Below are 11,890 nucleotides of genomic sequence, written 5' to 3' on the forward strand. Positions count from 1 at the left end.
CTGCAGTATCCCAGTTGGGAGGAGCTTGCTGCAGGTGCGTGATTTAATACATTTAAGTGCAATAATTGTAACAGATAGGCTTAAGATGGTCAAAAGCTTCATAAAATGACGAAAGCCCCCGGCGAGGGAGTCAGAGACTCTCGTCGAGGGCTGTTGGTGTTCTTCGAGCTCGAGTGGGCTCAGGCCGGCACGAGGAGTTCGAATTCCTGAGTGACCGGGTTAAACCGGCGGAGGTTCTCGAGCTTTGGAACCTCGGGGAGGAGCTCGAGCGTGCCGGGCGGAAGACGAATGTTGTCCGCCGAGATCAGCACGAAGTCCATGAAGATCATCTTGTAGTCACCCAAGGGGCGCACAAGCTCTTCGAGACGCTTCGAGTGACCATCTCCCTCATCGAACAGGTTGAGGAAGGCATAGGCCCGAGACTGGCGCTGCGAAAGCAGAGGGGATCCTTCTCGCCGAACGCGACCAAGCTCCTTGGTGAAGGCGCCATAGTCATCGATCCCCAGCGGGATAACGAAGCCCATTTGGCCCGAGTTCTCAGGGTTCCTCTCAGGATCAAACCCCAACCCGAACACGAACACCGCGCCGAAGGTCACGGCAACGAACCTCGCCACTGCGTACCCTTCATGCTCGCCTTGGCGGCGAAATTGCTGTGGCTCCATTGGGGAACCCCTTTCTGTCGAAGATCAGAAACACAGTATACCACTAACGGTGTTGCTTGTCAATGGTACTTAATGCCTCCCAGATTACATCAAATTTGGCCTGGAGATCGGCTCGATACCAATCAGGGCGCTTAGAGGCCCAACAGAACTGGTCGACCGCTACAATCCAGCACATCTGGAGCTGTGTTTGGGACAGTACTTTACACGCAGTCTGTGCAAAAACCTCCCACAGAGGCTCTAATTCACCCAAAGGGCAGGTTTTACGCAGCACCGACTTCAGTTCTCGCTTTCCAGGAAGCTTAACCTGGTCCATATCAAAACTGCTCACTTTCACTCCGCCGGGAATGAGTGTGACAGTAAGATTATACTCCTAAAATGGCAAATGCCCCCAGAACTGGGGGCGTCTGCCTCCATCCTGAGGGCTTGCGTACTAGTCGAGCCTTGTCATGATGCCCGTCGGATCCAGCCGCTCGAGCGCAGCAGTTACCGCCACAGCCTTTGCCACCATTTCGCCGCCTCGGGCAACGCGGCTTTGGCCGGTACTGCCAACGGCCTTAGTAACCGAATTGACCAGGCAGAAGCCTGGGTGGCTAGAGCCCAGGTTGGGGTTCTTGTCACGTTCAGCGTCTTCATAGATCAACTCCAGGAGCCGGTCGTCAGAGACCACCTCGAAGTTTATCTTGGTCACTATCTCGGTAACTGCAGTCCTGTTGTGGTCGAAGCCCGCCTGATTGTCCACGTCGGTCGTGTACTCAAACTCCAACATCAACAGATTGCCCGACTGCAGCATCCAGAAGCTTCGGTATTTCTTGGCCTCACGAAAGTGATGCTCAACAAGCAAGATCGCCCTCGTCGAAAGCATCTCGCTCTGCAGGAAGCTGTCGTCGTAGACCCGCTGGGCGACGTTTCGGAATTGGTATGAACCAGCGCCCGGACGTTCCCAAAGGTGCTTCTTGATTGCCTCTGGCTTCATGGTGACATACTCCATGTGTGGCCCGAGGTCGTGCAGCCACAGCAGCACGAAGTCGTGCCACTCCTCTGGAGTGACTTCGGCGGGCGGGATGTATTCACCGCCGCGCATTACGGCTCGGCGAACCGCGGCCTTCACTTCTGGCCTGTTGGACGAATCCATTGCCAGGCTCCTTTGCTGTACCTTGGGGCGTACCCCTACCAGTATCGTTGCGTCGTCGCAGGTTTGCGACAATCAAGCTAATTGAACCATTAGCGGAGTTCATATGCAAACGTAACAGCTATCCAGCTAAATCGTACTTCTTGAGCTCAGCCTTGCGCTTGTCTTTGGCGCCAATGGTTTGCAAGGTTAGCAGTTCGGCGTAAATGCCTTTTTGCTTGGCCAACTGATCGGGTGTGCCCATTTGCGACACCTTACCGCCTTTGAGACCCACAATCATATCGACATGCTCAATGGTGCTCAGACGGTGGGCAATAATCATGGTGGTACGGTCTTTCATAAGCCGCTCCAGCGCCTCCTGCACCTCATGCTCGGCTTTGCTATCAAGACTACTGGTGGCCTCATCGAGTATCAAAATTGATGGGTCTTTCATAATCGCTCGAGCAATGGCAATGCGTTGCTTTTGGCCGCCACTCAGCTTAACGCCGCGCTCTCCAATTTCGGTATCAAAGCCCTTGGGCAGCTTCTTGATAAAACCATAAGCATTGGCCGCCTTGGCAGCCTCAATCATATCTTTTTCGGCTGGGTCGTCTTGGCCATAGGCAACGTTCTCACGCACGGTGCCGCTGAATAGTTGGGGCTCCTGGAAGACCACGCCAATATTTCGGCGCAGGCTCTTTTGAGTGACCTCGTTCACATCTTGGCCATCAATTAATATTTGCCCACCAGTAGTCTCGTAAAAGCGCAGCATTAGATTGGCAATAGTGCTCTTGCCCTCGCCGCTTTCGCCCACCAGGGCAATCTTTTGACCCGGCTTAATGGTAAAGCTAATGCCGGTTAAAACTCGCTGACCTTTTTCGTAAGCAAAGTCGACCTTGCGATATTCAACTTGCGACTTAGTAATCTTGAGCTCTTTGGCGCCTGCTTCGTCGGTAATTGCCGCTTTGGTGTTCATAATTTCGAAGTAGTCACGGCTATCGGCTGTAGCTCGCTGCAGAGCATCAACAATAAAGCTAGAGCCAAACAACGGAAACTCCGCCTGGTTAACTAAAGTAATTAACAGCACCACCGTGCCCAGGCCATAGCGGCCGGTAAAAGCCTGCCAGATTATAACCACGTATATACCCACAAACACCAGATTTAGAATGAGTCGGCGGGCCACATCGTAGCGGTGCCATTTATTGGACTGGTTGCGGGTGAGGCTCTCAATGTTGCGTCGCTTTTTGCTAAAGAAGTTTAGCTCGCTAATTTCGGTTACAAACGACTTAATAACTCTAATCTGGCTAATTGACTCCACAAAGCGGCCATTGCTAACATCGCGCTCAGTGTTAATTTTGCCTTGCACCTTTTGCCAAGAGGTCGAGCTGAGGTGGGTTATCCAAATGTAGGCTGGAAATATAACCGCTAGTAGCACCGCCACCGGCCAGCTAAACCAGGCAATAACGGCCAGGGTGATAGCAGTCGTTAAAAAGAACTGTATAAAGTTATTGCTAAGAGTTTGCATTAATGTGCTTATGCCGGTAATTGAGCGCTCCAGGCGAGCTGTGATCTTACCAGTAATTTCGTTGTCGTAAAAACCAATTGGTAGTTTGAGCAGGTGATCAAAATACCGCTCCGAGAGTAGGTTGTTGAGCCTAGCAGCCATATTGTCGCCCAAGTAGCCGTTAACGTTGCTAAGTAGAGTAATTACAACATTTACAACCAACAGGCCAAATAGAAGCCTGCCGAAGTAACTAAACTGCACCTTGCCGCCAGCTAGCTGGGTGGTGAGACCGTCAATTAAGCCCTTAATTAAAAACGGTGTTACTAGGGCTAAAACCGACAGTGCCAGCACAAAAACAGCAATTGCTAAGTAGTAGCGCCAAAGAACGCGTGAGAAGTTAATTATTCGCCAGATTTCTTTCATATATACTACTTAATGCCTATGGTGGTTTTGCTTTGTATTATTTTATCTTGAATTCGAATCAAAGTCTGCAGCTCATCGACACTTACACCGCTCAAAAGCTTATCTACCACCTCTATGTGCTTAACATGAAAATCTTTATAACAGTCCTGGCCTTTGCGACTCAATGAGATCTTTACCACTCGCCGGTCTTGTTTATCCTCAGACCGAACCAAAAGACTACACCTTTCCATACCCTCGACCAGCTGGGTGGCGGCGCTGCTAGTAACCGAGCAGCTTTTGGCAATCTCGCCAACACTCATAGCCCTGTTCTTGTGCAGGTTGTACAGAAGCTCTATCTGAGCCTTGTTGAGTCGACGCCCTTGCATTGGGCAAGCACAACTAGCATCGATGGTACGGTGAAAGTGGAAGTAGCTTCTTAAGAACTTGTCGATTAGTTTTTTACGCATAATAACTAGGGATATATAAGTTACTTAATATGTTAGCTGCTTACATAACCTACTGTCAATACCTTTCGTGTCCACAATATTCAAAAAACTCGCTTAAATACTCTGGGCACGGGGCATGCGCCTTCTAGAAGACTAGCTCCAAGAAGGCTGCCCCGTTCGCTTACTTGCTAACTTCCACCTCGCCGTCGGATTCAGCCGGCACGAACCACCAACTGCCGGTTCGCAGGTTGAAGTAGGTCGTTTTTACCCTGCGGCAGAACTTTTTGCGGTGCGGGTGAGGCCGCAAGAATGCTGGCATCTTGCCTGGTTCACACTCCTGCTCGAAGCTGGGCAGGCTCGACCTCAACTGTAGCCTGGAGTGTTTGCAGTAGTAGTCAAGCCGACAAAGCACGGCATCTTTGCCAGCATTACCCACCGACACCCATGCCACCATGTAGCCACCCTCGTTCCAGCCCGGTCGCCAGTGAGTACTCACCACCTTCGAGCCTTCTGGCAGCAATTCGGTCAGCTTGGCGGCCAGCTTGCCACGTCGTTCACGCTCATGGTGCACCTCTTTTCTGATCTTGTCGGCCAGCCAGTAGCCAACGGCGATGATCATGAGCAGCACTACTCCACCTAGAAATAGCCAGAAGCAGATGTTGCCAATTTGTTCAGACAGTTCGTCGTCCGCCATTACGAATCCTCCTTGTTGTCAACGGGCTGTAAGCGAACTTGTTACACCCAACCAGATACGGCTCGATGATTAAGGCTATTTATATCACATTTTAGCGCAACAAAAAAGACCTTTATAAGGTCTAATTGTTGGGCCGAACCACAATCTACAATTGGCTTGCAAACTCTAGTTCGGAGTGTGCTACACTGATTGTTTCTCTAGAACCTCAAAGCGCTGGCTGTGATCGTCAACCCGCTCAATAGTATTATCGAGTTTAACTTCGATACGGTTTTGGCCAAGTTTAAGCTCCTCAACATTAGACTTAACCTCCGTTATATCGGACTTAACCCCTGCTATGTCGTGGTCAACCTTCTGGAATTTGTCACTCATCTGATCAGTTAGATCACGAATTACTTCGCTTATCTCATCAACAACACGATTAGCTACCCGATCTTCGGACTCTTTAAGGCTTAATTCGAGTTCCCTTTTGGCAACAAACTCATTACTTTTCATGGCTAAATTATAGCAGCTACCCACAGATGCAGCAATGACTTTTGGCCGAACCACAATTCACACTTTTGTCATCCTGAACTTGTTTCAAAATCTATGAAACACCAGACACGGCTTCGGACCATGTGAGTGAATTCTGTGCTCGTTTTTCCTCACCCCAATTATTTGACTCGCCCCTGGAATTTCTTACAAAAACATTAACTTTTGTACCAACACGTTAACAATACCCTTTCATTGTTCGAACTTTTGTGAGAACTAAATATAGTTCTCGTCTCCATCTATTGGTAGATTCTCGAACAATAACACATCTATTGATTTACCTGACTAGGAGTACTTGACTGAGCTGGCTGTAGCTGAGAGCCCGAGCTATCACTGGGTTGGGGTGAGCTAGAATTCTGTAGGCTCGAATTACCGCCGCCCTGTATGCTCTCTGGCTGCCCGGGCGTTACATTTTGCAGCTTATCTTGATTCTGCACATTGTTAATCTGTTGAGTGCGGGCATTTTGCACTACAAACCACAAGATTGCCACCACAACAAGCAATATGGCTACAACTATTAGTAAATACTTGGCAATTTTGGGGTTCACAATAGCCTCGTGTGGCACTGGCTCGGTTAAGTCTTCGGCCAGATCAACACTCTTGGGGTCTTTTAGCTCTTTTTTAGGCTCAATCTTTTTCTTGGCAGCTGGCTTTTTTGGCGCTGCGGATGGTTTGGATGATTTACCTGCCGGCTTTCTCTTCTTTTTCTTGGCCATTTATTCTCCTGAAATAAGGTTAAGCTCTATTCTAACAAGTTTTATTTGCAATGGCGAACCAGTATTTACAATCCTGTGCTGTAGTAGTATAACGACAATTAGACCTTTCACACCAGCGCACGAGCGGAGGACGGCGGTGCCAAATGACCATATCCCCGAAGAAGTTCCCAACGAAGCCGATGGAGGCTGGATCGATCAGAAGTACCACTACGACCGAGTTACCGAGTTCTGGCAGGATGACGTATTCGCCACCGTGAACAACGGCGGAGCCAACCCCAAGATCAGCGACCATGAGTTGCTCTTTCATGCCTATGAGTTCGTGGGCAAAAGCGCCGAGGATCGCGAGATTCAGGTAGAGCTGCTTGCGGCAATCATGCCCGATCCACGCAGTCCCAACGACATGCGGTTCGAGCTAGTGCAGTCTAGTGAGTTGGCAGTGTGGGATGAGCGACTGGCCAGGCTTGTTCTGAGCCAGCTCTCTACCCGGGCCAAGCTTCAAGCCGGCACAGAGCGCCATCAGGAGGAGACGTGGAATCTTCTGATCAAGTGGTTCTACGACAGGTATTCGCTGCCGATCTGCTTCGTGCTGATGGGTAGAAAAGCCGACTGGACAAATCAGACCGCCAACAAGAGGCCCAACATCCGCCTGTTCTTCCCGGTCAAGCCACACAAGATCTACGCCACCTTTGCCCTGGTACAACTCCAGACAGCACTGGTGGCATAAAAACCCCGTTCGGGACCCCTGAGCGGGGTTCCGGCGTTTGTGGGGTAAAATTACAACCTGAAAATTCAATTCGCTGGACTGCGAATTTAAATACTCAGGTTGGGGCAGGATTTACGCCTTCTGGATTTCACTCCAGAAAACACCTGCCCAAGTTCGCTCTACGGCCACGGAGTACCGTCCCATCGGTTCTGCGGCACTTGTCTTTGGCGTTTCTTGTCGAAGTTGCGTAGGTTCCTTTGGGCACTGGGGTGGCGGTCACCATCGGTGTACAACCAGTACGTGGCGCCGCCGGCCAGAACTACGCCCACGGCTGCGACTACCAGATACTTTAACTTCTTCATCACTTACCCCTTTGTTCTGTTGAGCTTGTCGCGAACGAACAGACCCAGGTAGTAGGTACCGACCAGCGCGAACACTATCGCACCAATCCACTTCCAAATTGCCTTCTTCATGTCTTCAACCTCCTAGGTGAATGTAGCAACAAGCCCCACGAAGAGACCGAGAGCAGTCAGGCAAATGGCCGAGAACCCACCTATCACGTCGCGCGGATCTACCTTGTCGCGAGGTTGGCCCTCGAAGTCGCTCTGTCGTACCGAGCTGCCCACCGGAATGATCCTGTGGGTGAGCCCCCATAGCCAGAACCAGATGAACAGAGGCACAAAGCAGCCGGCGGCCAGGCCAAGACCCCAATGCTGCCAGTCTGGCCAGCGCGTCGACAGGAACTCATAGGTAGGTACAGAGCTCAGCATCACCGCGAAAGTGACGACCGCGCCTACTGGCACAACCCACAGGTGTGGGTCAACTATCTTCACCATTCTTGCTCCCATTGCCTTCCTCCTGTTTCTGGTTGGATTTGCTCTGGGCTCGTGCCCGTTTTGATTGTCTTGCTCTTTCGTCCCAGTACACAGGCCAGGAGGTGACTGTAATGGCCACCACCAGGAACAGTGCGACCGTTCCGGCTATGGCGCCAAAGACCTCGCCAGGTACTCGCCCTACCAAATTGGTCAGCAATTCATCTGGGTTGAAGCTGGCAGCTCCTGCCCAAGCACACAGACCGCCGAGTGCAAGCAGACCGAGCACAAACACCCCGAGCCTCAGGCTGTCACCGGGTTTGCTCGGAAATGGATCTCGCACGGTACTCGCGACCACCAAAGTAGCCCCAAGAACCAGTAGGGCGCTCAGGCCATACCAGGCCAGGTTCCAACTATTCCAAAAGTCCATATCGCCTCCTATTTGGCTAGCAGAATTTAGTTTGGCCCGCTAGCCCTCCATTCTATCTTCCAGCTCGGCATCCGAGAATAGGCCGTATTGACACCTGTAGGCCACCAAGGCCTCGTGGATCTCATTAAGCCGAGCATCTAGATACCGAATGCGGTCGTGATGAATTGGAGCAACTTCATACACCAAATCCTCTGCCCCAACCAGCATAGCCTCGAGCTCAAATACGTCGTAGCCTCGAAGCATTAAAGCTTCAACTATCCGATACTTCACACTGTATCTCCGGCGTTGCAGCCAGAGTTCCTGGGTCCAGGGGTCTGGCATTATACACCTTCCAATTGTCAAGGCAGCCTCGGCTTGAGGCCAGCAAACTGGCTAATTTATAACATATCTACTCGAATAGCGCGAGCATAAGAGTATAGGTAATTTGCCCTCTTTTAATCTGTCAAGCATAAAAATTATAGATTTTCCTATCTGTAGAGTATAAATTATCCACAAAAAGCTCTTGACAAATATGCTTATGCTTGGTATACTAGCGCTCGTTCAATGAAACGAGGCCAATAGGTCTCTTTTCAGTTGAGCACCTACCATAAGGATTTTCCCCTTTCACGCTGGCCTGCAAAGGCCAGCTATAGGTCGAGGATTGTCCTTCTAAAGAGCATTAACAAAAGAAAGGTTCCGGGCGGAAGTTTTTACTTAAAAACGACCATGCGTAACCTAGCAACAACAATATCGGCCGCTGTGGTGATATTGTTCCAGGCGATTGCTCCTGTGGTGCCCAACCTAGTCGCCGCCGCAACTCCGGCTCAACCTGCCGAAGCTGCTGGCACCTCAAACTACACCTTAACACTAAACACCAAAACTCAAACTGCCCTGAACTTGCAACCCAAACACGGCAGCTTTGACAACGATGTCTTAGCTCCCCTAAGGGCTGCTCAAGAGACACGGGCCAAGGCAGATGCCGAGGCTGCTGCCAAAAAGGCCGCTGAAGCTGCTGCCGCAGCTGCCGTTCAGACTGCTGCGGCTAAGGTGGTCGTATCTACTCCCGTAAATACCAACTTTAGCTTTTCTGGTGGTTCTATCTCAGATGCCGCCATTCAAGCTCTAGGTATGTGTGAGTCAGGCATGACCGCTAACCGCAACTCGGGCAATGGATTCTATGGCGCCTTTCAGTTTTCTACTGGCACCTGGAACTCCATGGGTACTGGTTATGCCCGCGCTGATTTGGCTCCAATCGATGTCCAAATCCAAGCCGTGCAGAAGCTGCTTTCACGCAGCTCCATCTACAATCAGTTTCCTGGCTGTGCCCGAAAACTTGCTGCCCAAGGCTTAATATAAGCTGCCGGTAAAGCAAGCCAGAGAGTCCCGTCTCGTAATGAGGCGGGCTTTTTGGTATAAGCCTACGCTTGCAATTGTAGCGGCGGTGTTGCAAAATCTAGTCACCCGTTCAATCACAACCATTCGAGGGACCAGCATGGCCAGAGATCAATATACCGACGCAGAGCCGGTAGACGTAGCCAACCTGCGAGCCGGAGTCATCATAGATGTCGACCCCATCCAGCTGTGGGTAAAGAACGACGAGGGCCTAGTGTCCTTCGAGGAGTCCGTTGACCCCATAGAGATCCATAGCTTGCGCGGCGAGATCCGGGTCTTCTCCGTCGAAACCAGCACCGGCGTATGGCTCGGCGAAGACCAGCTGGTCAAGATCGTTCACTACCCAGGGCTCGATCCTGACGATCGGCCCTACGAGCTCTATCTTCAGCCTGGAGACGACGTTCTGGTGCTGGGCAGCTTCGATCCCAACTCCAACCGGCAGAAGAAGCGCAAGCGACAGTTGAAGCCCCAACACAAGAGAAAGAGGTAGCTATCAGAACGGGCTCCAATCTGGTTAACTAGATTGGGGGTCCGACCGAGACAGCCAATAGCTGCTTGGGTCTGGCCCCAGAATCAAAAAAGACTCCTTGGACTTTAGATCGGAGTCATTTTTTGTTTTTGCTTATAAACTCGCTACTTTACTGGCAAGCCTCGCATTCTTTGAGCTCTTCGGGGTCAATTGGGCACACCATGGGTTTGTCCCAGTCGCTATCAGCTATGCTGTTTTTTTGCGCCTTCTTGTCTGGCATAAACTCACCCTCCTTTTGTTTTGTTTAATAGTGATAATGCCTATTTTAGACTTAAGCATTATGCTTGTAAAGAGTATTTTTGAGACTTTTTCGCTACATATAGTGTTTTTATGCTTAGTCCAACGCTATATAGGTGATTTTGCAGTTTTTAACTATCTAGTCAAAAAAGGCTCTCGGCCACAAAAACGCGGCTAAGAGCTTGCCGGGAGATCCCAAGTGGGGCGGCGGATGACCACCTGGGATCTCGACCGGTCCAGCAGCGAGGCAAAGCGGGCGGATTTGGGGCCAACCTCACTGCTGGTAGAGCGCCCCACCCGAGCCGAGCCAATGGGCCCGCGCTTTGAGCGCTAAGCTCGGGCAGGAACAAGTGGTGCGTGTAGGTGACGTGCGACGCTCCTGTCGCATGAGACAAGAGAAGGAATAGGTTGGCGACAAGAAACCGCCACCCACACACACACACACACACACGAAGTGTCCGCACACCAGGTTTTGGATGAGATCGGGGAAGATGTTCACCCTCTGCCTGGTGTACGGAACGAACTCCGAGGAGCAGATCTAGCGCGTTTACGCTTAATCTAGCTGGCAAGAGCGCTTGGAGAGCGCTGGTAGATGGAGCCAGCGAGACAAGAGCCTCGCTCCCCTGAGCAGAGGTTATGGATGCCACAAATCCATTGCCGATCCAGACAACTGAAGCCGTCCTTCACGGAAGAGCTTTCGCCCAACCTCCAGATTTCAACGATCAAGAATGATCTTAGCTAGAATTATATACCCATTCAGCTTATTTACAAGGCTTAAGCTAACGGTCTATTTTGCTATAATAATGTCTACTACAAAACTTGGAGGGAGATATGGAAAACAAAGACTCACTAGCCGAAATCCAGCGCTTGCTGCCCGAGATTGCCGAAACTAGGGCCAAACTCAAGACCGTACGCGACCAACTGCGTGATGCTATGGAGCAAAGCGAGGAATTCAAAAAGCTGGCCGATTCTATTAAGGAGCTAGCTACCAAACGTGCTGAGGCCCGCAAACTACTCATGGACGACAAAGATTACCAACAGCTCAAAGACGAGGTCGAGGATTATCGGCTCAAGCTCAAAGATCTCGAGGAAATCTTGAGCCACTACCTGCTTAGCCACTACGAACAAACCAAAACCACCCAGATCACCGATAGTAATGGCGAGACCCGCCAAGTAGTAATAACCGCCAAGATTGGTAAAGCTACTGAGTAGTTGCCCTCCCCGGCCGTTGCTGTGATCAGCAAACGAAGCCACTAAGCAACGCCCTTTGTTGCAAGAATTCGCTGTCTAGCGAACCGCGCAGCAACAGGAAGTTGCGACTGGCTGAGCACTGATAGAATCGTAGTACAGGCCAAAACACTTTTGCCTTCTTTTGGTGTTTCAAAAGAATGGTCGCTTTTCAAAGCGAAAATTGAGTCTTGCCATTCCATGGCGCGGCCAACTTTTAGCAGTAAAAGTTGGATAAAACTGCCGACATGGGCTCAAATCTAGAAACACCAACTTCGACTTCTCTTTCTGTTCTGCGCTGCTATGCAAGCAAGTTCTCGAAGCAGAAACGCTTAGTCTCGTTGGCTTTCTGATTTTCGAATGTCGGAGGAGAAGATATCCGGTTCTTTAAACTAAAACGGAACAAGCCTTACAATTAGGTTGCAAACTAACAACTTAACGAAAGGACTTGTTCCATGTATACATTACTAAATTTACCTCAGAATAACCAGGAGTGTGTTGAGCTGGTGGTACATCAACTC

At 50.5% G+C, this 11,890-nt stretch carries 16 protein-coding genes; 4 read left to right on the forward strand and 12 right to left on the reverse strand.

Going from position 1 to position 11,890, the window contains the following annotated elements; all coding sequences use genetic code 11:
- Nucleotides 1–179: 179 nt before the first annotated feature.
- The 7 genes from HYX70_01265 to HYX70_01295 all read right to left on the reverse strand — a co-directional run bounded on the left by HYX70_01265 (nucleotide 180) and on the right by HYX70_01295 (nucleotide 6,060).
- Nucleotides 180–662: a hypothetical protein gene (locus HYX70_01265; protein MBI2797913.1), complete on the reverse strand. Its 483-nt coding sequence runs from the start codon at nucleotides 660–662 to the stop codon at nucleotides 180–182.
- Nucleotides 663–1,092: 430 nt separating this feature from the next.
- The gene (locus HYX70_01270) at nucleotides 1,093–1,794 is read right to left on the reverse strand and encodes a hypothetical protein (GenBank protein MBI2797914.1); all 702 of its coding nucleotides are present in this window, start codon (nucleotides 1,792–1,794) and stop codon (nucleotides 1,093–1,095) included.
- Nucleotides 1,795–1,912: 118 nt separating this feature from the next.
- Nucleotides 1,913–3,697, reverse strand: coding sequence for an ABC transporter ATP-binding protein (locus HYX70_01275; GenBank protein ID MBI2797915.1), 1,785 nt, complete (start codon nucleotides 3,695–3,697; stop codon nucleotides 1,913–1,915).
- 5 nt (nucleotides 3,698–3,702) lie between these two features.
- A complete protein-coding gene (locus tag HYX70_01280) occupies nucleotides 3,703–4,062 on the reverse strand; it encodes a MarR family transcriptional regulator (GenBank protein MBI2797916.1) in 360 nt (119 codons plus the stop codon).
- Between the two features lie 241 nt (nucleotides 4,063–4,303).
- Nucleotides 4,304–4,816, reverse strand: coding sequence for a hypothetical protein (locus tag HYX70_01285; protein ID MBI2797917.1), 513 nt, complete (start codon nucleotides 4,814–4,816; stop codon nucleotides 4,304–4,306).
- A 180-nt stretch (nucleotides 4,817–4,996) separates the two neighbouring features.
- Complete coding sequence (locus HYX70_01290) at nucleotides 4,997–5,308, reverse strand: hypothetical protein (GenBank protein MBI2797918.1); 312 nt, start codon at nucleotides 5,306–5,308, stop codon at nucleotides 4,997–4,999.
- Nucleotides 5,309–5,613: 305 nt separating this feature from the next.
- Nucleotides 5,614–6,060: a hypothetical protein gene (locus HYX70_01295; protein ID MBI2797919.1), complete on the reverse strand. Its 447-nt coding sequence runs from the start codon at nucleotides 6,058–6,060 to the stop codon at nucleotides 5,614–5,616.
- A gap of 136 nt (nucleotides 6,061–6,196) precedes the next feature.
- Between HYX70_01295 and HYX70_01300 the strand changes: the two genes are divergently transcribed.
- Nucleotides 6,197–6,784 carry a hypothetical protein gene (locus HYX70_01300; protein MBI2797920.1) on the forward strand — a complete coding sequence of 196 codons (588 nt, stop codon included), beginning with the start codon at nucleotides 6,197–6,199 and terminating at the stop codon, nucleotides 6,782–6,784.
- Between the two features lie 158 nt (nucleotides 6,785–6,942).
- Here the strand turns inward: HYX70_01300 and HYX70_01305 are convergent, their stop codons facing one another.
- The 4 genes from HYX70_01305 to HYX70_01320 form a co-directional block, all read right to left on the reverse strand.
- On the reverse strand, nucleotides 6,943–7,125 hold the full coding sequence (locus HYX70_01305) for a hypothetical protein (protein ID MBI2797921.1): 183 nt from the start codon (nucleotides 7,123–7,125) through the stop codon (nucleotides 6,943–6,945).
- A 123-nt stretch (nucleotides 7,126–7,248) separates the two neighbouring features.
- A complete protein-coding gene (locus tag HYX70_01310) occupies nucleotides 7,249–7,599 on the reverse strand; it encodes a hypothetical protein (GenBank protein MBI2797922.1) in 351 nt (116 codons plus the stop codon).
- Nucleotides 7,583–8,005, reverse strand: coding sequence for a hypothetical protein (locus HYX70_01315; GenBank protein MBI2797923.1), 423 nt, complete (start codon nucleotides 8,003–8,005; stop codon nucleotides 7,583–7,585). Before HYX70_01315 ends, HYX70_01310 begins: the two co-directional genes overlap by 17 nt.
- Before the next feature lie 39 nt (nucleotides 8,006–8,044).
- The gene (locus HYX70_01320; protein ID MBI2797924.1) at nucleotides 8,045–8,326 is read right to left on the reverse strand and encodes a hypothetical protein; all 282 of its coding nucleotides are present in this window, start codon (nucleotides 8,324–8,326) and stop codon (nucleotides 8,045–8,047) included.
- A gap of 384 nt (nucleotides 8,327–8,710) precedes the next feature.
- Between HYX70_01320 and HYX70_01325 the strand changes: the two genes are divergently transcribed.
- The 3 genes from HYX70_01325 (at nucleotide 8,711) to HYX70_01335 (ending at nucleotide 11,354) form a co-directional block, all read left to right on the forward strand.
- Nucleotides 8,711–9,340 (forward strand): transglycosylase family protein, encoded by a 630-nt coding sequence (locus HYX70_01325; protein MBI2797925.1) that lies wholly within the window; start codon nucleotides 8,711–8,713, stop codon nucleotides 9,338–9,340.
- Between the two features lie 136 nt (nucleotides 9,341–9,476).
- Complete coding sequence (locus HYX70_01330; GenBank protein MBI2797926.1) at nucleotides 9,477–9,866, forward strand: hypothetical protein; 390 nt, start codon at nucleotides 9,477–9,479, stop codon at nucleotides 9,864–9,866.
- A gap of 1,107 nt (nucleotides 9,867–10,973) precedes the next feature.
- Complete coding sequence (locus HYX70_01335) at nucleotides 10,974–11,354, forward strand: hypothetical protein (protein ID MBI2797927.1); 381 nt, start codon at nucleotides 10,974–10,976, stop codon at nucleotides 11,352–11,354.
- Between the two features lie 41 nt (nucleotides 11,355–11,395).
- Here HYX70_01335 and HYX70_01340 read toward each other — a convergent pair whose 3' ends face one another.
- Nucleotides 11,396–11,572, reverse strand: a complete 177-nt coding sequence (locus HYX70_01340) for a hypothetical protein (GenBank protein ID MBI2797928.1) — start codon at nucleotides 11,570–11,572, stop codon at nucleotides 11,396–11,398.
- Nucleotides 11,573–11,890 lie beyond the last annotated feature (318 nt).

Source organism: Candidatus Saccharibacteria bacterium, from assembly GCA_016191105.1.
Classification (GTDB): Bacteria; Patescibacteriota; Saccharimonadia; order CAILAD01; family BJGX01; genus JACPPH01.